The organism is Rhodanobacter sp. TND4EL1 (genome assembly GCF_054061035.1).
Genome location: NZ_JBSSDT010000002.1, coordinates 869,377 through 896,367, shown reverse-complemented (window position 1 = coordinate 896,367; position 26,991 = coordinate 869,377). Strand labels below are relative to the sequence as shown.

23 protein-coding genes are annotated in these 26,991 nt (G+C 64.2%); 13 read left to right on the top strand and 10 right to left on the bottom strand.

The window, feature by feature from the left end; all coding sequences use genetic code 11:
* Nucleotide 1: 1 nt before the first annotated feature.
* From ACVWWQ_RS10595 to ACVWWQ_RS10580, 4 genes are read right to left on the bottom strand one after another with little or no spacing between them, the layout of a single operon-like run.
* Nucleotides 2-625: a PqiC family protein gene (locus ACVWWQ_RS10595; protein ID WP_099653630.1), complete on the bottom strand. Its 624-nt coding sequence runs from the start codon at nt 623-625 to the stop codon at nt 2-4.
* Entirely contained in the window at nt 622-2,328 is a 1,707-nt protein-coding gene (locus ACVWWQ_RS10590) for an MlaD family protein (protein WP_133947535.1), read from the bottom strand. Before ACVWWQ_RS10590 ends, ACVWWQ_RS10595 begins: the two co-directional genes overlap by 4 nt.
* Nucleotides 2,321-2,974: a paraquat-inducible protein A gene (locus ACVWWQ_RS10585; RefSeq protein WP_099653632.1), complete on the bottom strand. Its 654-nt coding sequence runs from the start codon at nt 2,972-2,974 to the stop codon at nt 2,321-2,323. Before ACVWWQ_RS10585 ends, ACVWWQ_RS10590 begins: the two co-directional genes overlap by 8 nt.
* Nucleotides 2,971-3,588, bottom strand: coding sequence for a paraquat-inducible protein A (locus ACVWWQ_RS10580; RefSeq protein ID WP_099653633.1), 618 nt, complete (start codon nt 3,586-3,588; stop codon nt 2,971-2,973). The genes ACVWWQ_RS10585 and ACVWWQ_RS10580 overlap by 4 nt, the downstream gene beginning before the upstream one ends.
* Before the next feature lie 124 nt (nt 3,589-3,712).
* Between ACVWWQ_RS10580 and trxA the strand changes: the two genes are divergently transcribed.
* Nucleotides 3,713-4,579, top strand: a complete 867-nt coding sequence (gene trxA / locus ACVWWQ_RS10575) for a thioredoxin (RefSeq protein WP_133947537.1) — start codon at nt 3,713-3,715, stop codon at nt 4,577-4,579.
* A 163-nt stretch (nt 4,580-4,742) separates the two neighbouring features.
* Nucleotides 4,743-5,195 carry a DUF4442 domain-containing protein gene (locus ACVWWQ_RS10570; protein WP_133947539.1) on the top strand — a complete coding sequence of 151 codons (453 nt, stop codon included), beginning with the start codon at nt 4,743-4,745 and terminating at the stop codon, nt 5,193-5,195.
* Nucleotides 5,196-5,309: 114 nt separating this feature from the next.
* Here ACVWWQ_RS10570 and ACVWWQ_RS10565 read toward each other — a convergent pair whose 3' ends face one another.
* Together ACVWWQ_RS10565 and ACVWWQ_RS10560 are read right to left on the bottom strand one after the other, a co-directional pair.
* Nucleotides 5,310-5,975, bottom strand: a complete 666-nt coding sequence (locus ACVWWQ_RS10565) for a hypothetical protein (protein ID WP_133947541.1) — start codon at nt 5,973-5,975, stop codon at nt 5,310-5,312.
* 2 nt (nt 5,976-5,977) lie between these two features.
* Nucleotides 5,978-6,505 carry a sigma-70 family RNA polymerase sigma factor gene (locus ACVWWQ_RS10560; protein WP_133947543.1) on the bottom strand — a complete coding sequence of 176 codons (528 nt, stop codon included), beginning with the start codon at nt 6,503-6,505 and terminating at the stop codon, nt 5,978-5,980.
* Between the two features lie 105 nt (nt 6,506-6,610).
* On the opposite strand from ACVWWQ_RS10560, the gene ACVWWQ_RS10555 reads away from it, so the two are divergent.
* The 8 genes from ACVWWQ_RS10555 (at nt 6,611) to rapA (ending at nt 21,316) form a co-directional block, all read left to right on the top strand.
* A complete protein-coding gene (locus ACVWWQ_RS10555; protein ID WP_457383388.1) occupies nt 6,611-7,666 on the top strand; it encodes a tellurite resistance/C4-dicarboxylate transporter family protein in 1,056 nt (351 codons plus the stop codon).
* A gap of 27 nt (nt 7,667-7,693) precedes the next feature.
* Complete coding sequence (locus tag ACVWWQ_RS10550; RefSeq protein WP_099653639.1) at nt 7,694-8,356, top strand: DUF502 domain-containing protein; 663 nt, start codon at nt 7,694-7,696, stop codon at nt 8,354-8,356.
* A gap of 83 nt (nt 8,357-8,439) precedes the next feature.
* Nucleotides 8,440-10,245 carry a M14 family metallopeptidase gene (locus tag ACVWWQ_RS10545; protein WP_133947547.1) on the top strand — a complete coding sequence of 602 codons (1,806 nt, stop codon included), beginning with the start codon at nt 8,440-8,442 and terminating at the stop codon, nt 10,243-10,245.
* A gap of 130 nt (nt 10,246-10,375) precedes the next feature.
* Nucleotides 10,376-12,502 (top strand): M13 family metallopeptidase, encoded by a 2,127-nt coding sequence (locus tag ACVWWQ_RS10540; RefSeq protein WP_133947549.1) that lies wholly within the window; start codon nt 10,376-10,378, stop codon nt 12,500-12,502.
* 246 nt (nt 12,503-12,748) lie between these two features.
* A complete protein-coding gene (locus ACVWWQ_RS10535; protein WP_133947551.1) occupies nt 12,749-14,878 on the top strand; it encodes a M13-type metalloendopeptidase in 2,130 nt (709 codons plus the stop codon).
* 363 nt (nt 14,879-15,241) lie between these two features.
* On the top strand, nt 15,242-17,581 hold the full coding sequence (locus ACVWWQ_RS10530) for a catecholate siderophore receptor Fiu (protein WP_133947553.1): 2,340 nt from the start codon (nt 15,242-15,244) through the stop codon (nt 17,579-17,581).
* Nucleotides 17,582-17,688: 107 nt separating this feature from the next.
* A complete protein-coding gene (locus ACVWWQ_RS10525; RefSeq protein WP_133947555.1) occupies nt 17,689-18,366 on the top strand; it encodes a Fe2+-dependent dioxygenase in 678 nt (225 codons plus the stop codon).
* 94 nt (nt 18,367-18,460) lie between these two features.
* Nucleotides 18,461-21,316, top strand: a complete 2,856-nt coding sequence (rapA, locus tag ACVWWQ_RS10520) for an RNA polymerase-associated protein RapA (protein WP_133947557.1) — start codon at nt 18,461-18,463, stop codon at nt 21,314-21,316.
* 137 nt (nt 21,317-21,453) lie between these two features.
* Here rapA and ACVWWQ_RS10515 read toward each other — a convergent pair whose 3' ends face one another.
* From ACVWWQ_RS10515 to ACVWWQ_RS10500, 4 genes are all read right to left on the bottom strand, one after another.
* Nucleotides 21,454-22,071: a rhomboid family intramembrane serine protease gene (locus tag ACVWWQ_RS10515; RefSeq protein WP_099653652.1), complete on the bottom strand. Its 618-nt coding sequence runs from the start codon at nt 22,069-22,071 to the stop codon at nt 21,454-21,456.
* A 136-nt stretch (nt 22,072-22,207) separates the two neighbouring features.
* Nucleotides 22,208-22,951: a C40 family peptidase gene (locus ACVWWQ_RS10510; RefSeq protein ID WP_133947559.1), complete on the bottom strand. Its 744-nt coding sequence runs from the start codon at nt 22,949-22,951 to the stop codon at nt 22,208-22,210.
* Between the two features lie 189 nt (nt 22,952-23,140).
* A complete protein-coding gene (locus ACVWWQ_RS10505) occupies nt 23,141-23,872 on the bottom strand; it encodes a YggS family pyridoxal phosphate-dependent enzyme (protein WP_133947561.1) in 732 nt (243 codons plus the stop codon).
* 16 nt (nt 23,873-23,888) lie between these two features.
* The gene (locus ACVWWQ_RS10500; protein ID WP_133947563.1) at nt 23,889-25,313 is read right to left on the bottom strand and encodes a M20 family metallopeptidase; all 1,425 of its coding nucleotides are present in this window, start codon (nt 25,311-25,313) and stop codon (nt 23,889-23,891) included.
* Between the two features lie 205 nt (nt 25,314-25,518).
* On the opposite strand from ACVWWQ_RS10500, the gene ACVWWQ_RS10495 reads away from it, so the two are divergent.
* From ACVWWQ_RS10495 to ACVWWQ_RS10485, 3 genes are all read left to right on the top strand, one after another.
* Nucleotides 25,519-25,869 (top strand): helix-hairpin-helix domain-containing protein, encoded by a 351-nt coding sequence (locus ACVWWQ_RS10495; protein ID WP_133947565.1) that lies wholly within the window; start codon nt 25,519-25,521, stop codon nt 25,867-25,869.
* A gap of 92 nt (nt 25,870-25,961) precedes the next feature.
* Nucleotides 25,962-26,435, top strand: a complete 474-nt coding sequence (locus ACVWWQ_RS10490; protein ID WP_133947567.1) for an SET domain-containing protein — start codon at nt 25,962-25,964, stop codon at nt 26,433-26,435.
* A gap of 5 nt (nt 26,436-26,440) precedes the next feature.
* Nucleotides 26,441-26,980, top strand: coding sequence for a GNAT family N-acetyltransferase (locus tag ACVWWQ_RS10485; RefSeq protein WP_133947569.1), 540 nt, complete (start codon nt 26,441-26,443; stop codon nt 26,978-26,980).
* Nucleotides 26,981-26,991: the final 11 nt, after the last annotated feature.

Below are 26,991 nucleotides of genomic sequence, written 5' to 3'. Positions count from 1 at the left end.
GCTAGTCGCGTGGGCAAGTCGCGGCCTGTCCCGCGCCCAATGCACGCCCGGCCACCGCGATCCGGGCGGCAAGACGCGCGATGGCACGCTGGTGCCCCTGCACCAGCGCCGGATAGCCCGGCCCCACCGGCTCGCTGACCTGGCTGGTGCACGCCAACGTGGCTGCAGCGGCGCCGTGCAGCAAACGCACGCTCCAGGCACCCTCGATCAGCGCCTGTCCGCCGGGTTGCGATTCGAACCGGCGCACATCCAGCTTGATCCGCAGCACCGGCTTGTCATTGGCCGGCAAGCCGCTGACGTCCTGACTGTGCAGTTCGCGCGCCAGATCGGCCGACAAGGCACTGCGCACTTCGTCACCCAGCGGCGCGATCCAGCGTTCACTGCCGAGTACGGCCATGCCCTGGGCGCCCTCCCGCACCACCAGTTGCGGCTGGTCAACCTGGGCCGGAATGCCGACGGGCAGCACTTCGAACGGCAGCGCTCGCGCATCGGTTGCGGCCATGCCGCTGGCCGAAACATCCGCCGGAGCGACCAGCGTGTAGTAATGCAGCGGTGCGGAGGCACAGGCCGTCAACAGCGCCCCCATCACCACCATGGCGGAAACCCTTGCTGCGCGACGAATCATGGCTTGCTCCCTTGCGCCGGCAGCGGGGCCGGCGTGGTGATGTTCGATGGTTCCGGCGCGGCATCCGGGCGTCGGCCGCGGATCAGGGATTCCGGGTGCCCGCCCAGATAATCGGTCAGCACGCGCAACGAACGGGCCATGCGCTGCACTTGTTCCAGCGTCGCCCCCAGGTTCTGCTGCAGCGGCGAGTCGCTGGCCAGCGCGTCATTCGCCGAACCCATCGTCTGCTGCACGCCATGCAAGGTGTCCTTGACGGCGGGCAGCGTCTGGCCGTTTACCTGCCTGATCGTGGCGTTGAGGCCGGCCAGGGTCTGGTCGAGATTGTGCCCGATGCTGTCGAACGGAATCTTGTCGATCTTGTCGACGATCTCGGCCATTTGTTCCTGCAGCTTGTCGAAACTGCCCGGCACGGTCGGGATGGTCAGAGGTTTCTCGCTGGGATCAAACGCCACCTTCGGGGTCTTGGGCACGAAATCCAGCGCCACGTACAACTGTCCGGTGAGCAGGTTGCCGGTGCGCGCCTGCGCACGCAGGCCATGCCCGACCAGGCGCCCGATCATCTGTGACAGGTCCGGATTCTCGCCATTCGCCTTGGCCAGCGCCTCGAGCTTGTCATAAGCGGCACCCAGTCGCTGCGGATAGACCAACGCCCCGACCAGCACCGGGAAGCGCTGCTTCTGCTCGTCATAGTCCAGCCGCACCGACACCACCTTGCCGATGTTGATACCGAGGAATTCCACGGGCGCATCCACAGCCAGCCCGCGCACGGACTGCTCGAAGCGCATGCGGATGTAGTGCGGCGTACCGTCCGGCGGCGCCATGGCGGTGGACTGATCGCCGAACAATTTGAAGGCGTCGTCTTCCTGCGCCGGCGTACCGTCATGCGGGCCCGGCGGATCCTGGAACGCGACGCCGCCGGCAAGCACGGTGGCCAGCGACTGCGTGTTGAGGGTGAGCCCGTTCGCGCCCAGCGACACATCCACGCCGCTGGCATTCCAGAAACGCGAGGAACGGGTGACGAACTTGTCGTTCGGGCCATCAACGAAAATCTGCAGCGACACGCCCTTGCCGTCCTTGTCCAGTTGATACGACACCACCCGGCCGACCTGGATGCGCCGGTAATAGACCGGCGAGCCGATATCCAGCGAACCAAGATCGTCACTGCGCAGGGTGAAGCTTCGTCCCGGCGCGCCGTGGGTCACCGGCGGAGGAATTTCCAGCCCCTTGAACTCGTCCTGGTATTCCTTCGAATTGCCGACATCGGCACCGATGAACGCGCCGGACAGCAAGGTGTCGATGCCGGACACGCCACCCAGCCCGATACGCGGACGCACCACCCAGAACCGGGTGTCCTTGGTGGCAAAACCTTCGGCACTCTTCTCCAGCGCCACGTTGACCAGCACGTGGCTGCGATCGCCACTGAGATGGATCTTGTTGACCCGGCCGATCACCACGTTCTTGTATTTCACCGGGGTCTTGCCGGCATCCAGGCCTTCGGCGCTCTGGAAGCTGATCACGACCTGCGGGCCGGCTTGCAGCCAGTTGCTGATCACCAGCGACAGCCCGACCACCGCCGCCAGCACGGGAATCAGCCAGATCAGCGACGCGTTGAAACGCCGCCGCTTCACCACGGGGCGCGGCAAGGCGGCATCGTCAGCCGGATCGTTTGGCGGGTTCGCCCCGGTTTGCGTTTCGTCAGTCATCTGAATCCTTGCCGTCCCAGATCAGGCGGGGGTCAAAACTCATCGAGGCGAACATGGTCAGTACCACGGTCAGGCCGAAGAAAATCACGCCGGGCAATGGCTCCACCCGGCTCAACACGCTGAAGCGCACCAGCGCAGTCAACAATGCCACCACGAAAACGTCCAGCATCGACCAGTAACCGATCAACTCGACCAGCCGATACAGCTTCGCACGCTGCGGCCGTGCCCAGGCGCTGCCCTGCTGGCTGCTGACCAGCAAGGTGCCCAGCGCCAGGAATTTGAGTACCGGCACCACGATGCTGGCGGTGAACACGATAATCGCCAGATTCGGCGAACCGGCGCGCCACAACTCCACCACGCCGCTGATGATGGTGTTGTCGTCCACGTCGTTGAGGCTGGCCGTGCGCATGATCGGCAGCACGTTGGCCGGGACGTACATGAGGAACGCGGCGATCAGCAATGCCCAGGTCCGGGCGTAGCTGTTCGGCTTGCGTCGGTGCAGCACCGAACCGCAGCGCGGGCACGCCATGGCATCGTCAACGCCATCGCCGTCCAGCTGCGCGTCGCCGGGCACGTTGCGGCAGACCAGCCCGCATACCGTGCACGCGATCAGGCCGAGCTCGCTGGCGCGTGGCAGGGTGCTCATGCCGCCACCTCCAGATCCTCATCCCACAGTTGGCGCAAGTCCACGCCGGCGAAAATGGTGATCAGCAGAGTCAGCACGGCGTAGGCGTAGATGCCCGGATCGGCGGCGACCTCGAAATAGGCGTGTGCCTTGACGATCGCCACCAGCGCGCCCATCACGAACACCTCGCTCATCGTCCACGGACCCAGGCGATGCAATGCCACCATCAGCGGGACGAAGCCCGGTGCCCGACGGCCGGAGCGCGCGAACCACAGCAGCCAGCCAAGCATGGTCATCTTCAGCAACGGAAAGAAGAACAGCGTGGTGGCCACCAGCACCGACACCACCTGGGAGTGCTCGCGCCACATCGCGATGATCACGCCCCACAAGGTGGTACTGCTGTGCTGGCCACCCAGGCCCAGCGTGACGATCGGCCACATGTTGGCCTGCACGAACACGATCCCGGCCGTCAGGATCAAGGCCAGCATCGCATTCACGCTCAGCACGTGGTGACGCTCGAGCTCCGCCGCGCACAGCTCGCAGCGGGCCACCTCTCCACGCTCCAGCACGCGCCGACGGTAAACCGTGTCGCAGTGCTCGCAGATCAACAGCGTTTCGGGTGAGCGCTTGCTCATGCACTGGGTGCCTTGCTTCGGCGTGACAATCCGGGGATTCTCGCAAATCTGGCGTGAACGCGCTGCTTGATATGCTGGGTCGGAACCCTGATCTGAAACGACATCCGCCGAGCTGGAGTTTCCCGTGTCTGATGCCGCTACCGTTTCCCATGTTTTCGACGTGAACCAGCAGACTTTCGAAGCCGAAGTGCTGCAGGCCTCGCTGACCACCCCGATCCTGGTCGACTTCTGGGCCACCTGGTGCGAGCCGTGCAAGACACTCGGGCCGATGCTGGAAAAGCTCGCGGCCGAATTCAATGGCGCATTCCGTCTGGGCAAGGTCGACGTGGACAGCCAGCAGGAGCTGGCCGGCATGTTCGGCATCAAGAGCATCCCCACCGTGATGCTGGTCAAGGACGGTCAGGTGTTGGACGGCTTTTCCGGCGCCCTGCCCGAAGGCCAGTTGCGCGAATTCCTGCTGCGCCATGTGCAGCCGCTGGAAGCGCCGGCCGCTGCGGACGATGCGCCAGTAGCCCCGGAAGCTCCTGCGGAAGCGGTGAACCGGCTGCAGCAAGCCATCGCAGCCGAACCGGAAAAGCCCGGCCTGAAGCTGGACCTTGCTTTGGCGCTGATGCAAAACGGCCAGATTGAAGCGGCGGAGGCAGAGCTGGGTGCGCTGCCCGCCAATCTTGCCACCGATGCGCGCGCCGTGCGTTTGCGCAGCGAACTCGACCTCGCCCGTTCCCTGAAAGACGCGCCTGCTCTGGCCCAGCTGCAGGAACGGGTGCAGGCCAATGCCGAAGACTGGGAAGCGCACGATCAGCTTGGCGTGCGGCTGCTGCTGGAAGGCGATGCCGCCGGTGGACTGGACCAGTTCCTGCTGATCCTGCAGAAAGCACGCGACTGGAACGATGGTCAGGGCAAGAAGCGCCTGCTCGCCGCCTTTGCCACTCTCGACGATGCCGAGCTGGTCGGCCGCTATCGCCGACGCATGGCGTCGATGCTGTTCTAGGAGCCGGACTCGCGCGAAGCGCAGGGCGGACACCGTCCGCCAGCTTTCGCTCTGCGGCGACACCAGCACGGCGAACAATGTCCGCCTACGACGATACGCATTCCGTACTGCAGCGTACGTTCGGGTAAGATCGGTCGACCCCCCGCTCCTGCGAATCCCCTCCATGCGCGCCTCGACCTTCCGCCGCCTGCTCAATCTGTGGCCACCGTTCCTGTTCAACGCGATCCGCCTGCAGTCACTGAGCGACGACTACACCGAGGCGAAGGTGGTACTCCGGCTGCGGCCGTGGAACCGCAACTACGTGAAGAGCCAGTTCGGTGGCAACCTGTTTGCCATGGTCGACCCGTTCTGGATGTTGTTGGCCATGCACCAGCTCGGCCGCGATTACTACGTGTGGGACAAGGCCGGCTCGATCGACTTCGTCGCACCGGGTTACGAAGACGTCCACGCCCACTTCAAGCTGGAACCGGTCGTGGTCGACGAACTGCGCGCAGCGGCCGCCAGCGGCGAGAAGGTGTTGCGCTGGTTCGAGACGGAAGTGACCACCGCCTCGGGCAAGGTCATCGCTGTCGTGCGCAAGCAGATCTACGTCCGACTGAAGCCCAAGGCCCGCTGAGAAGCGCCGCTGCCCCGCAGGGCGAATACTGGCCGCGGCACTTCCCGCACCTCATCCGAAACAACCGTCCGACAATGTCACCCTGCGGATCGATGCTGCGAGGCGGGTCCTACCTCACGCCCGTTCGAAGCGCGCAATCTCGTCCAGCTGTCGCGAGGCAGCAAGCAAGTTGCGACCGCTCATGTCATCGACGATGCGCTGCAGGAACGGCGAGCGGATCGGCCGTCCGGCCACCCGGCGCGCCAGCCACACGCTGATGCCGATGCCGACCAGCCCCACCGCCATGTTGGCCCAGATCCAGCCGGCGCCCGCCGCGAAAAGATCCACGCCGGTGAAATCCATCACCGCCACCAGCGGCACCAGCAGCCACAGGCACCACCATGGCAAGCCGAGCGCCAGCGTGCTGTAGACCCGGAACCGTCTCAGCTGCGCCAGCCGTCGCTGCAACACCAGCACGGGTGCATCGAACAAATGGATCCGCGCCAGCAGGAACCATTGCGTGGCACACGACCAGATCCCGGCGATGCCGTAAACGTGCAGCAGCAGCCCGATCAGCAGCAGGTGCGGGGTATGTCGCTGAGCCACCCAGAACGAAGCGACCCAGACCACGAAGGCGATCCATCCGACCAGTTCCAGACCAAGCCACCACAACGTGCGACGGATCGAGACCTGCGACTTCTCCATGCGCCGATCGCGGAAGTCCTGGCGCAGCAATTCCTCCATGCCCTCTTGGCGAATCTCCATGCGCGCCCACGCCTGTTTCAGTTCATCGAGTTCCATGGTCATGCTCCAGTGGTTTCCGCAGCGGTCATCTGGCCGCGCAGTTTCTGTTTGATGCGACTGATCTTGGTTGCCACGTTGGTTTCGCTGAGGCCGAGAATCTCGGCCATCTCGCTGTAATGGCGGTCTTCCAGGTACAGCAGGATCAACGCGCGATTGAGCGGATCAAGCTGGCCGATGAAGGCATGCAGCGCTGCCAGTCGTTCGTCCTGTTCGGCAATCGGCTCGCCGCCGCCGACGGTTTCCAGGTGATGCGCCTCCAGCGGCTCGAAGCGATCGGCCTCCGACCAGCGGCCGCGCCGGGCCTGCGAGATAGCCACGTTCAACGCGACCCGGTACAGCCAGGTGGAGAATTTCGCCTTCGCCTCGTCATAGTTGCCGAACGAGCGCCACAATTGGGTGCTGATCTCCTGCACCAGGTCGTCGCGGTCGGCGGCGCTGCGGCTGTACATGCCGGCTATCTTGAAGACGACCCGGCGATGTTCCTGCAGCAGCGACTCGAAGCGATGCTGGTGTTTGGTGGAGGTCATGGACGTCGATATTCCCTGCTGTTCAACCCATGATTCGCATGCCGGCGAAAAAAATCACGGCGGCGCCATAATGCCTGCATCCGCCCCTTCGCCATGGAGGCTGCGATGAAAGTCATCCACTTGCTGTCATCCCGCGCGCGGACGCTCAATCCCGGGCATTTCGCGTTGGTAATGGCCACCGGGATCGTGTCGATCGATCTCGACCAGCACGGCATGCCGATGCTTGCTCGCGCGTTGTTCGTGATGAACCTGCTGGCATGGCCGCTGTTGTTGCTGCTGAGCGGCTGGCGGCTGCTGCGTTTTCGGCGCGAACTGGTCGCCGACTTCATCGATCCCGGCCGGGGCGCCAGCTTCCTCACCCTGACCGCCGGTACCTGCGTGCTCGGCGCCCAGTGCGTGACGCTGGTCCAGTGGCCGGATCTGGCACGGGTGCTGGCGGTGATCGGCGCGTTGTCGTGGGCGCTGCTGATCTACCTGTTCTTCGCCGCCACCATCACCGCGCGGATCAAGCCCGGCTTCACCCGCAGCATCAACGGCGGCTGGCTGGTCGCGGTGGTGGCGACGCAGTCACTGGCCGTACTGCTGACCCTGCTGGACGAGCCGACCTCCGATACCGGGGGACTGTTCAGTGCGCTGTGCCTGTATCTGCTCGGCGCGGCACTCTACCTGTTGATCATCACCCTGGTGGTGTATCGCATGGTTTTCTTTCCGATGCGTGCGCGTGAGTTCACCCCGCCGTACTGGATCAACATGGGCGCACTGGCGATCACCACGCTCGCCGGCAGCCTGCTGGTCCGGCAGATGCCCGCCGCGGGCGCGTTGCATGACATCGTTCCATTCGTGAAGGGTTTCACCCTGTTTTTCTGGGCCACCGCCACGTGGTGGATTCCCTTGCTGATGATGCTGGAACTGTGGCGATATCTGTGGCGCCATGTGCCGCTGCGTTACGAGGTCGACGACTGGGACATCGTGTTTCCGCTGGGCATGTACACGGTCGGCACCTGGGAACTGGCGCATGCGCTCGGCCTCGACTTCCTGCTGGTCGTGCCCGCCGTCGGCGTCTACATTAGCGCGCTGGTGTGGTTGCTGGTGGCTGGAAGCGCATCGTGGCGCTGGTATCGCCGCATCACCGTGGGTGACCCTCGCCGTCCCCTACAATGACGCTTCCACCTCGAGCCGAAACTTGCCATGCCTCCCCTGCGCGTCAAACGCTACCTGCTCACCGGCCTGCTGACCTTCATTCCGTTGTGGGTGACCTGGCTGGTGTTCAAGTTCGTGCTCGGTTTGCTGGCCGGCATTGGTGCGCCGCTGGTGGCGGGTTTGCTGGGCACGCTGGCGCTGGTGGCTCCGCACACCGCCGAATCCCTGAACATGGAGTGGCTGACCTTCATCGTGGCGCTGCTGATCACGTTGCTGGCGTTGTACCTGCTCGGCTTCGTGGCGAACCGGGTGATCGGCCAGCGCTTCCTCGGCGCGTTCGACGGCCTGCTGGCGCGCATTCCGATCGTGCAGACGATCTACGGCGGCACCAAGAAGCTGATGGCGGTGCTGCAGAACAAGCCCAGCGGCATGCAGCGGGTGGTGCTGATCGACTTCCCGCGTCGCGGCATGAAGGTGGTGGGATTCGTCACGCGGATCATGGTTGAGGAAGGCACCGGCCGCGAGATGGCGGCGGTGTACATCCCGACCACGCCCAATCCCACCGGCGGCTATCTGGAACTGGTGCCGGTCGACGAACTGACGCCCACCGACTGGACCATGGACCAGGCAATGGCCTTCATCATTTCCGGCGGCGCGGTGGCGCCGGATACCCTGCCGGCACCGCGCCGCCTGCCGACCGAAAATCCGTAGGAGCGCACCCAGTGCGGGATATTTTTTCCAGCTGCCTGAACCAAGAGCATCGCGCACAGGGTGCGCTCCTGCGGGGATCTCTCATGTATCGATGGCTGCTTCTTTCCCTGCTGGGCCTCGTGGCCATGACGGCCCACGCAGCGACCGACTGGACCACGCCGGCCGAAGCGGCGCACTTCCGCACCACGCCGAGTTACGCCGACACGCTGGCGTACCTGCAGCGGCTGCAGCAAGCGGCGCCGGGCATGATCCATCTGGAAACCTTCGGCACCACGCCCGAGGGCCGGCCGATGACGGTGGTGGTCGCCAGCGCCGACGGTACGTTTGACCCGACCAGTGCGCGCGCCGCGCACAAGCCGGTGGTGCTGGTGCAGGCCGGCATCCATCCCGGCGAGATCGAGGGCAAGGACGCCGGGCTGATGCTGCTGCGCGATATCGCCATCACCGGCAAATACCCGCATCTGCTCGACCATGTGGTGCTGGTCTACATCCCGGTGTTCAGCGTGGACGGCCACGAGAATTCGAACCCGTATCACCGCATCAACCAGAACGGCCCGGCGAACATGGGTTACCGCGGCCAGTCGCAATACCTCAATTTGAATCGCGACTACGTCAAGGCCGACGCGCCGGAAATGCGCGCGTGGCTGAAGCTGTGGCAGAAATGGCTGCCGGACTTCCTGGTCGACGTGCATACCACCGACGGCGCCGACTACCCATACGACCTGACCTGGTACACCGAGGATCCGCACAAACTCGATCCGGCCGTGAGCGCCTGGCAGCACGATGCGATCGTCAACCACGCGATGCCGGCATACGAGAAACGTGGCCATCTCGCCTCGATCTACCTGGAGTTCAAGGATGGGCGGGATCCGCGCAAAGGCATCGAGAATTTCGGTTCGGGACCGCGCTTCTCCACCGGCTACGCCGCGCTGCAGAACCGCCCCGCGTTGCTGATCGAAACGCACATGCTGAAGCCGTATGCGAACCGCGTGCACGCAGTGTACGACCTGGTCGAATTGATGCTCGAACAGATCAACCGCGATCCTGCCGCCCTGCTCGCCGCCACCGCCAAGGCCGATGCCGACACCATCGCCCGCGCCGCCCGGCCTGACGCGCAGGTGGCACTGACCTTCAAGGGCGACCCGGCATCCACGCCGTATCGGCTCAAGGGCTTTGCTTTCAGCCTGACCCACAGCGACATCTCCAACAGCGAGTGGATCCAGTACGACCCGAGCCAGCCCAGGACATACACCATCCCCAACTGGAACGGCCTGCTGCCGGATATCTCCATCACGCCGCCAGCCGCGTATGTGGTGCCGGCGCAGTGGACCACGGTGATCGACAAGCTTGACGCGCATGGCATCGTCTACCGACGCGCGCAGGCGCCGGTATCGGTGCAGGCGACCGGCTATCAGCTGGATGACCCGCGCTGGGCAACCAGGCCGTTCGAAGGCCACTTGATGCTGCGCGACTTCACCCTGCATGCCGTGTCACGCCAGGTGACCCTGCCACCCGGCTCCGTCATCGTGCCGATGGACGAGCGTGCCGCCAACGTGGCCATCAACCTGCTTGAACCGCAGGCACCGGATTCGCTGCTGCACTGGGGCTATCTCGACGCGACGTTCGAAGCCAAGGAATACGGCGAACCGCGCGTCCTGGAAAAACTGGCGCGCGAGATGATGGCAAAGAATCCTTCACTGAAGACCGCCTTCGAGCAGAAGCTGCACGACGACCCCGCCTTTGCCGCCGACAGCTACGCAAGGCTCAACTGGTTCTACCAGCGCTCGCCCTGGTATGCCGCGCAGGGGGTGGGCCAATACCCGGTGTTGCGGCTGGATGCCGCCCAGCTGAAGGCTTTGCCGGCCATGCCTTACCCCGTTCACCCCTGACCTATGACACTGTGCGCACCATGACGTTTGACCTAGCGTCGACGGCCTTGACGGCCGCCGGGGAAACGCGGGGCGCGATCATGAAAGCTTTCCGGCGAGCTGCCGGCATCCACCACACAGAGGGACATCCATGACCAAGCAGTATCTGAAGCCCATCGCGCTGGCGATCAGCGTGGCGTTTGCCCTGACCGCCTGCGGCAAGCAGGAATCCGCGCCGGCGCCGGCTCCGGCCGCCAGCACCACCGTGCCCGCCGCAGCCGCCACCACCGCCGCCGTGGACAGCAGCAAGAGCATCTTCGACGTCAGCGAGCTTGATCCGAAGATCAACGCCTGCGCCGACTTCAACGGCTTCGTCAACAGCCAGTGGGTTGCGGCCAATCCGATCCCGGCCGACCGTACCCGCTGGGGCGCCTTCGACAAGCTGGCCGAAGACAGCCTCAACACCCAGCACACGATCGTCGAGAACGCCGCCAAGGGTGCCGATCAGGCTGCCGCCGGCTCGATCGAGCAGAAGATCGGCAACCTGTACAAGTCCGGCATGGACGACGCCGCCATCGACAAGGCCGGCTTCGAGCCGATCAAGCCGAAGCTGGCCGAGATCGACCAGCTGAAGAACAGCAAGGACGTGGTCGATTATCTGGACAAGAGCTTCGCGCAAGGCGACATGCAAGTGTTCCAGTTTGGTGCCGGTGCCGACTTCAAGCACGCCGAAACGCAGATCGGTTACACCTTCCAGGCCGGGTTGGGCCTGCCGACCAAGGACTACTACACCGATCCCAAGCAGGCGGACCTGCGCAAGGCCTACCTCGACTACATCGCCAAGACGCTGGAGTTGACCGGCGTGTCCGCCGACGACGCGAAGAAACAGGCCGACCAGGTGATGGCGTTCGAGACCAAGCTGGCCGCCGCCTCGCTGGCACCGGTCGAGCTACGCACTCCGGAAAACCAGTATCACTTCGTCAGCGTCAAGGAAGCGGACAAGATCACCCCGCACTTCAGCTGGGAGAACTTCTTCAAGGCCCAGGGCGTGACCATCGACAAGGGCTTCTCGCTGTCCCAGCCCAAGTTCTTCGCCGAGTTCGACAAGCTGCTGGCCAGCGCCCCGGTCAGCCAGTGGCAGGCCTATCTGCGCTTCCATACCATCGACGACGCCTCCGACGCGCTGAGCAAGAATTTCCGCGACAACAAGTTCGCCTTCTACGGCAAGACCCTGGGTGGACAGCCGGAACAGAAGGCGCGCTGGAAGCAGGTGCTCGGCGCGGTCAACGGTTCGATGGGCATGGCGCTGGGCGAGCTGTACGTGAAGCAGGAGTTCACTCCCGAAGCCAAGAGCCGCGCCGAAGAGCTGGTGACCAATGTGCGCAATGCGCTCAAGGCACGCATCCAGAACCTCGACTGGATGAGCGACGAGACCAAGGCCAAGGCGATCGCCAAGTGGGATACCTTCCTGCCCAAGATCGGCTACCCCGACAAGTGGCGTGACTGGACCGGCCTGCAGATCGTGCCGGACAACTTCTACGCCAACCTCGAAGCCGCGTCGAAGTTCAACTACGAGTACGACATCGCCAAGATCGGCAAGCCGACCGACCGCAAGGAATGGGGCATGACTCCGCAGACGGTCAACGCGTACTACAACCCGACCGACAACACGATCAACTTCCCGGCCGCGATCCTGCAGCCGCCGTTCTTCGATGCCAAGGCGGATGACGCGATCAACTACGGCGGCATCGGCGCGGTGATCGGCCATGAAGCCAGCCACGGCTTCGATGACGAAGGCAGCCAGTTCGACGGCGCCGGCAACAACGTCAACTGGTGGACCAAGGCCGACCGCGAGAAGTTCGACGCGCGTACCGCCAAGCTGGTGCAGCAGTTCAACGACTACACGCCGATCAAGGACAAGCCGGACGCCCACGTCAACGGCAAGCTGACCCTGGGTGAGAACATCGCCGATCTGGGCGGCTTGAACGTGGCCTATGACGCGTTGCAGATGGCCCTGAAGAACCACCCGGAAGAAGCCGGCAAAAAGATCGACGGCTACACCGAGGACCAGCGCTTCTTCCTCAACTGGGCCCGCGTATGGCGCGGCAACATCCGCGAGAAGCAGGCGCTGCTGCGCCTGAACACCGACCCCCATGCTCCGGCTTCGCTGCGCGCGATGGGTGCCCCGTCCAACATGCCCGCGTTTGCCACCGCGTTCCAGTGCAAACCCGGCGATGCGATGGTTCGCGGCGACGACAAGCAGGTGAAGATCTGGTAATCCACCACGCGCCAGGGTCGCCGTTCACCGCGACCTGAAATACCCAAGGCCCCGCAGGCATATGCGGGGCCTTTTTCATCGCGTCGCCGGGCACCGCCAGCCCCTGACCTTTGACACTGTCTGACCCATGACGTTTGGCCTAGCGTGAGCGGGTGTATGTCCGCGTGCCCGGCGAAAGCTGCAGGCGCGGCCACACAAGCACACCAGACAAGCACCTCCGTTTTTCACCCGATATCAAGGACATCCATGACCAAGCAGTATCTGAAGCCCGTGGCACTGGCACTCGCCGTCAGCCTGGCGCTGACCGCCTGCGGCAAGCACGAAGCGGCGACCAATGCCCCGGCGCCGGCTCCGGCCAGCACCGCCCCGGCAGCTGCCAGCACCACCGCCGCGGCCGATCTCGGCAAGAGCATCTTCGACGTCGGCGAACTCGGCGACAGCGCGCAGGCTTGCCAGGACTTCAACAGCTTCGTCAACGCCAAGTGGGTGGCGGCCAATCCGATTCCGGCCGACCAGACCGTATGGGGCGCCTTCAGCGTGCTGCACGAAAAGAGCCTGGCCGACCAGCACGACCTGGTGGACAACGCGGAAAAGAATGCCGACAGCGCCAAGGCCGGTTCGATCGACCAGAAGATCGGCTGGCTGTACCACTCCAGCATGGACATGGACGCACGCAACAAGGCCGGCTTCGACCCGATCAAGCCTGACCTTGCCGGCATCGACGCGCTGAAGTCCGACAAGGACATCCCGGCATGGCTGAACCAGTCCTTCGCCAAGGGCGATGGTGCCGTGTTCGCCTTCGGCTCCGGTGCCGACTTCAAGGACGCGAAAGTCCAGATCGCCTACGCCGAACAGAGTGGCTTGGGCCTGCCGACCCCGGACTACTACACCGACGCGAAGAACAAGGACGTGCGCGACGCCTACGTCAAATATCTCGCCAAGCTGTTCGAGATGACGGGCAGCAGTGCCGCCGACGCGAGCAAGCAGGCCGCACTGGCGATGAAGTTCGAAACCGACCTGGCCCAGCACTCCATCCCGCGCGTGGAAATGCGCAAGCCGGAAAACCAGTACCACTTCGTGACCGTCGCCGAAGCGAACAAGATCACCCCGCATTTCGACTGGAACGCGTTCTTCACCGCGCAGGGCGTGACCATCCAGAAGGGCTTCTCGCTGTCGCAGCCCAAGTTCTTCAGCGAGTTCGACAAACTGGTGGCCAGTGCACCGCTCGACGAATGGAAGGCGTACCTGAAGGCACGCACCATTTCCGGTGCCGCCACCGCCCTGTCCGAGCCGTTCGTTGACGCCCAGTTCGATTTCTACGGCAAGACCCTGCGCGGCCAGCCGCAGCAGCAGCCCCAGTGGAAGCGCTCGCTGGGCTCGGTCAACAGCGCCATGGGCCAGGCACTGGGTCAGCTGTATGTGGCCAAGTACTTCACCCCCGAGGCGAAGGCCCGTGCGGAAGAGCTCGTCACCAACGTGCGTGACGCGCTGAAGACGCGCATCGAGAACCTCGACTGGATGAGCGCGGAAACCAAGACCAAGGCGCTGGACAAGTGGTCCAAGTTCCTGCCGAAGATCGGTTACCCGGAAACCTGGCGCAACTGGGATGGCCTGAACATCACCAAGGACAACTATTACGCCAACATGGAAGCGGCGTCGAAGTTCAATTACGACTACGACATCGCCAAGATCGGCAAGCCGACCGACCGCAAGGATTGGGGCATGACCCCGCAGACGGTCAACGCGTATTACAACCCGACCGACAACACGATCAACTTCCCGGCCGCGATCCTGCAGGCCCCGTTCTTCGATGCCAAGGCGGATGACGCGATCAACTACGGCGGCATCGGCGCGGTGATCGGCCATGAGGCCAGCCACGGCTTCGACGACCAGGGCAGCCAGTTCGATGGCGACGGCAACAACGTCAACTGGTGGACCGACGCGGACAAGAAGCAGTTCGAAGCCCGCACCGGCAAACTGGTCGACCAGTTCAACGCCTACGCACCGCTGGCCGACAAGCCGGACCTGCACGTCAACGGCACGCTGACCCTGGGCGAGAACATCGCCGACCTGGGCGGCCTGAACATCGCCTACGACGCGCTGCAGACCGCGCTGAAAAAGAACCCGGCCGAAGCCGACAAGAAGATCGACGGCTACACCGAAGACCAGCGCTTCTTCCTCAACTGGGGTCGCGTGTGGCGCGGTGACATCCGCGAAAAGGCGCAGATGGTCTATCTGAACGCCGATCCGCATTCGCCGATGAAGTTCCGCGCGATGGGTGCCCCGTCGAACATGCCGCAGTTCGCCACCGCGTTCCAGTGCAAGCCCGGCGACGCGATGGTGCGTCCGGCCGACAAGCAGGTGAAGATCTGGTAAGTCGGTAGCCGCATCGGTCGCCGTTCACCGCGACCTCAAACCGAAGGCCCCGCATGCGAATGCGGGGCCTTTTTGTTGCTGCATTTCTGTCGCGCCCCTCGGTTTCGACCGAGCGCACCGTCGACCGTGTATTGCAAATCATTCTCATTAAAAATACCATGCGCATCTTCCGGCCTCCCTCCCACAGAGTCGACCAGCCGGATCGCAAACGAATTTTCCAACGCTTGATTGCCGGCGGACGCAGCACTCACTTGCGCGCTTCCGGCTGACTCGAAAAACCTGCATCCAGCACTGCAAGACATTGCATACGCCAGACCCGCCAGGCCCTGCCCGCATGCAAATCCTGCTTACCACGGAGTTCCCATGACACCGATTAAATCGCGCAAGCACCCCGTCAGTTCGCACACGCAGACTTCGACGACCGGCGCGCTGAAAGCGGCAACCTTGTTCACCGGCCTGGCACTCGCTTTTCCCGCAGCGGCGACCGATACCACCCCGGCCGACTTTTCCGGGATGCAGGTGGCCCATGCCAAGAACCTGCCCGGCGTCAAGGTGGAAGCGATCACCGGCAATGACTATCGCGTCGACAAACTGTCCTCACCGAAATACACCCAGCCGCTGCTGGATACCACGCAGACCATCAGCGTGATCACCAAGGAGCTGATCCAGCAGCAAGGTGCCACCACGCTGACCGAGGCACTACGCAACAGCCCGGGTGTCGGCACGTTCTACGTCGGAGAAAACGGCAGCACCAGCACCGGCGACAGCATCTACATGCGTGGCTTCGACACCTCCGGCAGCATCTTCGTTGACGGCGTGCGCGATCTCGGCTCCATTTCGCGCGACGTGTTCAACATCGAACAGGTGGAAGTGGCCAAGGGTCCGGCCGGCACCGACTACGGCCGCACCGCGCCCACCGGCTCGGTCAACCTGGCCAGCAAGCAACCGCAACTGGGCAACGGCATTTCCGGTTCGATCGGCTACGGCAGCGGCCAGCACAAGCGTGCCACCGCCGACTGGAACCAGACCCTGGGCGCCACATCGGCGTTTCGCCTGAACGTGATGGGCCAGAACAGCGGCTCGCCCGGCCGCGACAAGATCGAGGCCAACCGCTGGGGCATTGCGCCGTCGCTGGCGTTCGGCCTGAAAACGCCGACCCGCGTCTACATCGACTTCCTGCATGTGCAGCAGAACAACCTGCCCGACGGCGGCGTGCCAACCATCGGCCTGCCCGGCTACAGCAGCCCCGACCCGACCCGCCCGTTCCTCACCCACGCGCCGACGGTCGACCCGCGAAACTTCTACGGCACCACGTCCGACCATGACGACGTCAAGGCGGACATGTTCACGGTGATCGTCGAACACGACTTCTCGCTGGACATGGCACTTCACAACATCACGCGCTGGGGCCGCACCCACCAGGACTATCTGCTGACGTCGTTCATGGGCAACACCGCGAACCTGGTGACACCCGATGTCAACGACCCCTCGACCTGGACCCTCGCGCGCAGCAATCCGACGTTCAAGGATCAGACCAACAGCATCATCACGAACCAGACCAACTTCACCGCCAATTTTGAAACCGGGGCAGTCACCCACAATCTCAGCGCCGGTATCGAACTGAGCCAGGAAAAGGCCAGCACCATCGGCCTGGCCGCGCTCGATGGCAGCGCCTGGCCGGCCGCAAGCCTGTACCAGCCGAACGCCGACGTCAGCGGCCTGATCCAGGGGCGCACCGGTGCGAACAGCGCCGGCAAGACCCATACCCAGGCCGTCTATCTGTTCGACACGTTGAAGTTCAACGACCAGTGGCAGGTCAACGCGGGTCTGCGCATGGACCACTACCAGACCGATTTCACCAGCACGGTGCTATGCGGCAGCCGCGGCGCGCCCGTCTGCGGCACCCTGCCGGCTGGCAGCGTGGTGCCCGGCGTGAACAGCAGCAAATCCGGCAACCTGCCGAACTACAAAGTGGGCGTGCTGTACAAGCCGACGGAGAACGGCAGCATCTACGCGAATTTCGCCGTGTCGCAGGAACCGCCCGGTGGCAACACGCTCACCCTGAGTGCGTCGGCCAACAGTGCCGACAACCCCAACTTCGATCCGCAGAAGGCGCGCACCGTCGAACTGGGTACCAAGTGGGACCTGCTCGGCGAGAAGCTGCTGCTGACCGGCGCGTTGTACCGCACCACCGTCACCAATGACCTGGTGCAGGACCCGGTCGACTTGCAGTACTACCAGGTCGGCAGGAAGCGCGTGCAGGGCATCGAGTTGAGCATGGTCGGCAAGCTCACCGACAGCTGGGCGGTCAGCGCCGGCTACACCACCATGGATGCCAAGGTGGTCAGCGGCAAGGCCGTCGCCAACGATGGCTCCAGCGACCTGGCCTATACACCGAAGAGTGCCTTCACCGCATGGACCACCTACCACCTGCCGTTCAATCTCACCGTCGGCGGTGGCGCGCGGTACTCCGGTGACATGAAGCGCGGCACCGACGGCGCGGTCGGCACGCCGGCGTTCACCGAGGCCTATTGGGTGTTCGATGCCATGGCCAGCTACCCGGTCAACAAGCACTTCGACCTGCAGTTGAACTTGTACAACGTGTTCGACAAGGACTATGTCGCGGCGATCAACAAGAGCGGCTACCGTTACACCCCGGGCACGCCCCGAGCAGCAATGCTCACGGCGAACATCCGCTTCTGACCGGCACAACGATGCAGGAGCGGGCCCTGTGCGCGATGCCTCGACCGCACGTCGCGAAGAGCTCGCTCCTGCACATTGATCGCACGACCACTATTCGCAGGTGACTCATGCTGCTGCACATTCCCAACGTACTCACTCGCGAACAGGTCGCCCCAATCCGCGCCGAGCTGGAGGCGGCGGACTGGACCGATGGTCGCGAAACCGTCGGGGCGCAAGGCGCGAAGGTAAAGCGCAACCAGCAGTTGCCGGATGCCTCGCCGCTGCGCTTGCAACTGGGTCAGTTGATCCTGCGCGCGTTGGCGGGCAATCCGCTGTTCCACGCGGCGGCATTGCCGCTGCGTACCCTGCCGCCGCGCTTCAACCGTTACACAGGTGGCGGCGAATACGGCTTCCACGTCGACGGCGCGGTGATGGCGCTGTCTGCCGACGCACAACTGCGCAGTGATGTCTCGTGCACCCTGTTCCTCAGTGAGCCGGACGAATACGACGGCGGCGAGCTGATCGTCAGCGACACCTACGGCGACCACGAGGTGAAGCTGCCTGCCGGTGACCTGATCATCTACCCCTCCAGCAGCCTGCATCGCGTCACGGCAGTAACGCGTGGCGCCCGTCTGGCGTCATTCTTCTGGGTGCAAAGCCTGATCCGCGACGACAGCCGGCGACGCCTGCTGTTCGAACTCGACACCTCGATCCAGAGCCTGACCCGATCCGACGCCGATGCCGCCGCAGTACTGCAATTGACTGGCGTTTATCACAACCTGTTGCGCCAGTGGTCAGAGACTTGAGCGACCCGTCCGAGCGGCAAGGCGCACGCAATGGTTCCCACCGCGGGCTGCGGAGCGGATAATTGTCGGCCCCCTGCATCAACGCGGCTGAAACATGTTTGTTCCTGGTCAACGCTGGATCTCCTCTGCTGAACCCGAGCTCGGCCTCGGCACCGTGTTGCGCGTCGAAGGTCGCGGCGTGCAGGTGCTGTTCGCCAAGGCCGGGGTGTTGCGTCCCTACGCCATCGACTCGGCGCCACTGCTTCGCGCCGAATTTCGCGCCGGACAGCGCGTGGCCGGCAAGGGCATCGCGTTCCTGGTCGAGCGAGTGGAAATTCGTGACGAACTGCTGATCTACCGTGGCGAAGGTCGTGAACTGCACGAAGGTCAGCTCGACGACGAACAGAGCGTCAGCCAGGCGGACGACCGTCTGATCGGTGGTCGCACCGACGCGGTGGCCCATTTCGAATTGCGTCTGGAAGGTCTGAAACGGCGTGCCGAAGCACGCCGTTCGCCTATGTGGGGTTTGGGTGCAGCCCGCATCGGCCTGGTTCCGCATCAGCTGCGCGTAGCCGGCATCGCCTCCGCGCGCCGCCCGCCCCGCGTCCTGCTGGCCGATGAAGTGGGTCTGGGCAAGACGATCGAAGCGGGCATGATCATCGCTCGCCAGCTGGCCACCGGCCGCGCTTCGCGCGTGCTGCTGCTGTTGCCCGACACACTGGTCTATCAGTGGTTCGTCGAGATGCTGCGCCGGTTCAACCTGAGCTTCGCGATCTACGACGAAGAGCGTTGCGAGGCACTGTCGCCTTCCGGCGAGGATCCGACCGGCGACGCGGGCAATCCGTTTGAGGACGAGCAACTGGTGATCGCGGACTTCGGCTTTCTGGAAAGCTCGCCGAAGTACGCGCAACAGCTGCTGGAAGCGCCCTGGGATTTGCTGGTGGTCGACGAGGCCCATCACCTGGCGTGGACCCCGGAGACGGTCAGTCCGCGCTACCGCATGGTCGAACAACTCGCCGCGACGATCCCCGGCGTGATCTTGCTCACCGCCACGCCCGAACAACTGGGCCGCAGCGGGCATTTTGCCCGCCTGCGCCTGCTCGACCCGCAGCGTTATCACGATCTGGACGGCTACCTGGCCGAGGCCGATACCTTCCAGTCGTTGTCGAAAGTCGCCGACCGGCTGCTTGATGGCCAGCCGCTGGATGACGCCCAGCGCACGGCTCTGGCCAAGGCCTTCCACGGCGACCAGGCGCTCACCGCCCAACTGGCTGACTCGACCAAGCCGGAGAACGCCCGCGAGCTGCTGGCCGCGCTGATCGACCGCCACGGTACCGGTCGTGCCATGTTCCGCAACAACCGCGCGGGCGTGGGCGGCTTTCCCAGGCGCCTGCCCGAGTGGCATCTGCTGGATGCCGACACCGTCGATGAAAATATGCGCCAGGAACTGCTGGCCGAATTCCATGCCGACATCCAGCAGCCGCCGGCACTGATCGAAATCGACTACGCGGCCGACCCGCGCGTCGACGCCCTGATCGACCTGCTCGAGCGCCATCCGCAGGACAAGTTCCTGCTGATCTGCCGCAGCCAGGCCAAGGTACTGGCACTGGAAGAAGTGCTGCGCACGCGCAGCGGCGTCGGCGTGGCACGCTTCCACGAGGGCCTCGGCATCATCCAGCGCGACCGCAACGCGGCGTATTTCGCCCAGCCCGACGGTGCGCGCCTGCTGCTGTGCTCGGAGATCGGCTCGGAAGGACGCAACTTCCAGTTCGCCCACCGGTTGATCCTGTGGGATCTGCCGCTTGATCCGGACCTGCTCGAACAGCGCATCGGCCGCCTCGACCGAATCGGTCAGAAGCACGACATCAATATCCATATCCTCGCCGTGGCCGACAGCGCCCAGCACGTGCTGGCGCGTTGGTACGACGAGGGCGTTGACGCTTTCCGCATGAGTCCGGCCGACGGTCGTGAGCTGTTGCGGCGTTATGGTGAGCCGTTGACCAAGCTGGCCGACGAACATGCCCGTGGCGACGACAACCGCGACCAGGAGCTGGACGCCCTGTTGACTGAAACCCGGGCCAGCCATGAACAGATGGCCGAACTGATTCGGGGCGGTCGCGATCACCTGCTGGAACTGGCATCCAGTCGCGATCTGCACGCCGACGAATTGCAGCAGGCCTTCGCCCGTGAGGATCACGACCCGGGTCGCGATGCGTTCGTGCAGCATCTGCTGGAAGCATTCGGCATCCACCCCGAAGAACTGGGCGGCCAGGTGCTGCTGCTGGACCCGCAATACCTGTCCACCGATGCCCTGCCCGGTTTCGCCGACGGCCCACAATCGGTCACATTCTCCCGCGACGTGGCGCTGGCTCGCGAAGAGCTGCCGCTGTTGCGCCTGGACCATCCGCTGGTCGCCGGCGCGCTGGATCTGGCGCTGTCCGGGGAACAGGGCAATGCGGCCTTCATGGTTGATGACGCCCTGCCGCCGCGCAGCGCCCTGCTGCAGACGGTGTTTCTGCTGGAATGCGTGGCCGATCGGAAGCTGGACGCCGAGCGCTTTCTGCCGATCCTGCCGATCGTGGTCACGGTGGACACCCGATTGGGTGAACGTGCCGATTTCGAGCCCAGCGAGATCGCACTGCGCAAGGCACCGGACCGCAACATCGAAGTCATGCGCTACCGCAAGTTTCTCGGCAAGCTGGTTCCCCCGATGCTGGAGCGGGCGGAGGCGCTGGCCGGGACGCAGGCGAAGACACGCGTCGACGAAGCCACCGAACTGGCCACGACCACGCTGGATGCCGAGCTGTCGCGCCTGATGGCGCTGCGCGCGGTGAATCCTTCGGTCAGCGAAGCTGAAATCTCGGCGGTTGTCGCCGAGCGGACCGCGTTACTGGCCGCGTTGCCGCAGTCGCGCCTGCGCCTGGACGCGGTACGCTTCGTGGTCAGCGCGGACTTCCTCTCACTGCGCTGATATTCCCCATCCACACGTCGGCATCGACGCAGGGCGGAGACGGCCCGCCGCGGATCTTCCCGATTCACCACGACGGCCGCAAGCCGGCGGGCAGTGCCCGCCCTGCGCCGTCGTGATATCCGCAACGCGTGGTCTCTTCAGCGCAGCAGACGTCGCTTCGGCTTCCACGGCAGGCGCCCGCGCCAGTACTGGATCAACACGATGCCTCCCAACATTCCGCCCAGGTGGGCGAAGTGCGCCACCCCGGGCTCGATGCCGGTCACCCCCATGGTCAGCTCGGCGGCGGCATAAAGAATCACGAACAGCCACGCTGGCATCGGTATCGGCAGAAAGATCAGGAACACCTTCTCGTGCGGATACAGCATGCCGAAGGCGAGCAGCAAGCCGAAAATCGCGCCCGAGGCACCCAGCGTGGGGCCGTACTGCGCAGGTGGAAAGAACCACAGCACGGCGAGTTGCAGCAGAGAGGCGACGATCGCGCAGACAAAGTAGTAAATGGTGAAATTGCGCGTGCCGAAGGTACGCTCGATCGTGCCGCCGAACATGTACAGCGCGATCATGTTGAACAGGATGTGGGTGACACTGCCATGCATGAAGGCACTGGTGACGATCTGCCACACACCGAACAGGCCCGATCCGAGTGGCCACAGCGCAAAATTCATCAGCATCATCTGCGCCATGACCTGCTGCAGCAGGAACACCGCGACATTGGCGATCAGCAGGTTGCGTGTGACGGGCGGCAAATCAAAAGACATCGTCAAATTCCAGTAAGCGCCTCGGCAAGGCGGTGGCGACTGCGGATGCTGACCGCCCGGCAAGGTTTTCGTTCATACGTCGCTGCCAGAAAAAAGCCGCCTTTCGGCGGCTTCACGGAAAACGTTGCAGTCGGAATCAGCCCTTGTTGGCAACTTGTGCCATGGCTTCCGGGCGCTTGGCGCCGGCAAACCGCTTGGCCCAGTAGCCTTGGGTCAGGCTGGAAATTTCCACGGACTTGCCGGTGGTCGGCGAGTGAATGAATCGACCATTCGAGATGTAGATGCCCACATGCGAGATGGCGCGCTTGCCGTGGGTACGGAAGAACACCAGGTCGCCCGGCTGCATGTCGGCCCGCTTGACCTTGAGGCCGGCGAGGAACTGCGAAGCGGAGTTGCGCGGCAGCTGCATGCCGACCGCATGGGCGAACACGTAACGGACAAAACCGCTGCAATCAAAACCGGTAGAGGGATCGCGACCGCCGCGGACATAGCGGGTGTCACGCAGGCCCATCGCCACTGCCAGCAGCGACTTGCGCAGGTCGGTGATGTTGGCGCTCACCGCGGCTGCGGCGGCGCTCTCCTCATCCGCAGGATCCGGGCGGGCCGAGTCAGTCGCCAAGGCAACCTTGCCGACGAACAGGGTACCGGCGTCCGGGACCACGGCCTGGGCCAGACCGGCCGTGGGATTGAAGGTGGGGAGTTGGTCCAGCATCGGAGCGCTGAAGCGGGCAACCACCGAGTCATTGACCAGGGCGGAAGCCGTGGTGACCGTCTTGCCTGCAACCGAGGCGAGAGGAGCGAGTGACTTGGCTTGAAGGGGAGCGGAAACCAGCAGCACGGAAAGGAGCGCGGTGGCGGCAGTCAGGTGCTTGAAAGACATGCTGGGAAAAATCCCTTGTTGTTCACAGTATTGGCCGCTCAGCAGAAGCCGACGACGTGACGAAGGAGTGAACTTAACAAGAAGATGGCGTGTAGATGTTGGATTGAGGTTAACTGAACTCCGCCGTTCCGAAAAATCGGGATCGCGCGCACACTTTCCTCAAGCACCTGATTTTGCGGATGATTATTGTCAAACCGTCGATTCGGGCCAGTAATGGGAGTCCGGATAGGAACGCTGACCAAAGATGGCCGTACCGATCCGGACTTCGCTGGCACCCTCGGCGATCGCCAGCGAAAAATCACCGCTCATTCCCATCGATAGTCTTGGAATATCATGACCTTGCGCCATGGACTGGTCGCGCAGCCGGCGCAGCAAGCGGAAGCAGGCGCGGACCTCGTCCGCTTCGGTGGAATGAATCGCCAGGGTCATCAAGCCGCGGACACGCAGACTGTCGAAGGCACCCAGCGCGTTCAGGAAAGCGGGCAGCTGTTCAGCGGGCAGTCCGTACTTGCTGGGCTCGACCGAGGTCTTCACCTGGACCAGCACGTCGATCGCGCGGCCCTCGTGCTGCAGCCGCCGATCCAGTGCTTCGGCCAGCTCCAGCCGGTCCAGCGACTGCACTTCGCTGGCCAGCCGGGCCACGTCTTTCGCCTTGTTGGTCTGCAGGTGGCCGATCATCACCCAGTCGACGCCGCAATCCGCCAGCGACGGCGCCTTGTCGCGGATCTCCTGCACCTTGTTCTCGCCGAAGCGGCGCATGCCCAGCGCCACGCCGGCACGGATCAGGTCCGGACCGAAGGTCTTGCTCACCGGCAGGATGGCGACCTCGGCCGGGTCGCGCCCCGCCTCGTGGCAGGCCGCATCGACCCGGCGCCGGATCTGCGCCCAGTTGTCGGCCAGCCAGCTGTTGTCGGAGGTCACTCCCGGGTCGCCTTGATCAGCCCTTGCTGCCCTGCTGGTGATGGCGCGCCACCACTTCGGCCACCACCATGCTGACCTTCTTGCCAGTCGGGATATGCAGGAATTCGTTGGGACCGTGCGCGTTGGAATGCGGACCGAGCACGCCGGTGATCAGGAACTGCGCCTGCGGGAATTTTTCGCCCAGCATGCCCATGAAAGGAATGCTGCCGCCTTCGCCCATGTAGGTGGCCGGCGCGCCGAAGTAGTTCTGCGAGGCGTCGCTGACCGCTTTCTCCAGCCACGGCGACAACGCCGGGGCGTTCCAGCCCGAACCGTCCTTCTCCAGCGTGAAACTGACCTTGGCGCCGTACGGCGGGTCCTTTTCCAGCAGTTGCTTGACGAACTCGCCGGCCTTGGCGCCGCTCAACGTGGGCGGTACGCGCAGGCTCAGCTTCACCGCGGTGAACGGACGCAGCACGTTGCCGGCGCTTTCCAGGTCGGGAATGCCGCCGATGCCGGTGACCGCCAGCTGCGGACGCCAGGTACGGTTGAGCACCAGCTCGGCCAGATCCCTGGTCACCGGCTGCATGCCGTCGACCCACGGGAACTTGTCGTAGATGTCGTCACCGAGCACCTCGGCCGACAGCTTGGCCTGGTCGATGCGCTGCTGTGGAATGTCGACGTACAGTTCTTTCGGCTTGATCGTGCCGGTTTCCGGATCTTCCAGTCGCGACAACAGCTCGCGCAGGATGCGGAAACTGGACGGCACCACGCCAGACGCGTCGCCCGAATGCACGCCCTCTTCCAGCACCTGCACGCTGAGGTTGCCGCCGGTCATGCCTCGCAGCGAGGTGGTCAGCCACAGCTGGTCGTAGTTCCCGCAGCCGGAATCCAGGCAGACCACCAGCGAGGGGTTGCCAATGCGCTCGGCCAGGTGATCGACGTAGAACGGCAGGTCGTAGCTGCCCGACTCCTCGCAGGCTTCGATCATCACCACGCAGCGCGCGTGCGGAATGCCCTGCTCGTGCAACGCCAGCAGCGCGGCCAGCGAACCGAAGATCGCGTAGCCGTCATCGGCGCCGCCACGGCCGTACAGCTTGTCGCCCTTGATCACCGGCTTCCACGGGCCGAGGTCATCGGCCCAGCCGGTCATTTCCGGCTGCTTGTCCAGATGGCCGTACAGCATGACGGTGTCGTCGCCCTGGCCGGGAACCTCTATATAGATGAGTGGTGTGCGCCCTTCCAGCCGGACCACTTCCAGCGTGGCACCGGGCAGCTGGCTCAGCTTGGAGCGCGCCCAGGTTTCCATCAGCTTGACCGCCGCATCCATGTAGCCATGCGCCACCCAGTCCTTGTCGAACATCGGCGACTTGTTGGGAATACGAATGTATTCAACCAGCTGCGGCACGATTTCGTCGTCCCACAAGCCACTGACAAAATTCGAAAGGCGGGCAGTATCCATGAGTCTCACTCCAGCAGGCGAACAAGGGCGCCATTGTAACAGCGCGCCTCACGCGCTCCGACAGCGGTTCGGAAGCCGCCCACAGCCACCGGCGAGGATCGCGCACGCCGACTACACGCGAATTCCCACTGCGCGCGCCCCGTCGCGGCGCAATAGTGCGTCGGCGGCACCCGGATGCCGTCACCACCGCCCAAGGAGAAAGGACATGCTCAACAAACTCGTCGCCGTCGTACTTGCACTGGCTGTGGCGCTGCCCGGCCTGCTGCTGGCGGCTACCCCGGTCAATATCAATCAGGCCGATGCCAGCACCATCGCCAAGTCGCTGGACGGCATCGGCAAGTCGAAGGCGGAGGCCATCGTGGCCTGGCGCGAGGCCCACGGTCCGTTCAAAAAGGCGGATGACCTGAAACACGTCAAGGGCATCGGCAAGGCCACGATCGAGCGCAACCGTGCCGCGATCCAGCTGGACGCAGGCGACAAAGCCAAGGCGGTTGCCCAGACGGAAGCGCCGGCCAAAGCCGCTGAAGGGGACAAGTCGGCCGCCACGGAGGAATAGGCCGGCGCAACGCGCCAGACCAGGCGGCGCGACCCCGGCGGGTCGCGCCGCTTGCGTTACACTCGCGCGCCATCCCCCCAGCTGCCCCGATCATGATCCTGCCGCGCTATCACATCGCCGCTTCCGCCATCCACGGAGCCGGCAACGGGCTGTTTCTGGACGAAGCGGTGGCACGCGGCAGCATTCTCACCGCGCCGGACGGCATCACGCAGACCTTCCGCCACGCCGACATAATGGCTGACCCGGCATTGCGCGCGCAGTTCCACGCCAGCGCCCGCTGGTTCGAGGATCGCTACACCTTGTCGCCCGACTGGCCGGACGAGTGCTACATCAACCACAGTTTCGTACCGAACGGCCTGTGGCACCTCGGGTTCGTGTTCGCGCTGGCCGACCTGCCTGCAGGCACCGAAATCACCGTGGACTACCGGCACCTGCTGCCGCCCGGCGAGGCCGAGGATTTTGTCGATTCGGTCACAGGTGAGACAATCACCGGATTGTCCTGGCAAGAGAGTCTCGCCAGCAGCACTCATGCACTGGCCGAACTGCTGGTTGCCGCCCACCGCTGATCGTGATGTTTGATATCCCAACTATTGAAACGGCGCGGTTGCGCCTGACTGCGCTTACCGAACGCCATTTCGACGACTACGCCTCGATGCTTGCCGATTCGGCGAGCACGCGCTGGATCGGCGACGGCCAGCCGCTGGACCGCACCAATGCATGGCGTTCGCTGGCCATGCTGCTGGGCCACTGGCAACTCCGCGGCTACGGCATGTGGGCGCTGGAACTGAAGGATACGGGCGAGTTCGTCGGTCGCGCCGGCCTGATGTATCCCGAAGGCTGGCCCGGCCTGGAGATGGGCTGGATGCTGAAGCCCGAGCATCGCCACCACGGCTATGCCACTGAAGCGGGCAATGCCGTGCTGGAATTTGCCTGGAATCATCTGCACGCGCCAAGGGTCATCAGCCTGGTGCGAATCGGCAACGAAACGTCCGACCGGGTAGCCGAACGACTGGGCGGCGAGCACATCGAAGACATGGACTTCTACGGCAGCCACAGCCACGTGTTTGCCTACTACCCGCCGCATCGCGAGCATCGCCGCGCCTACGGCTGAGAGCCACGGCT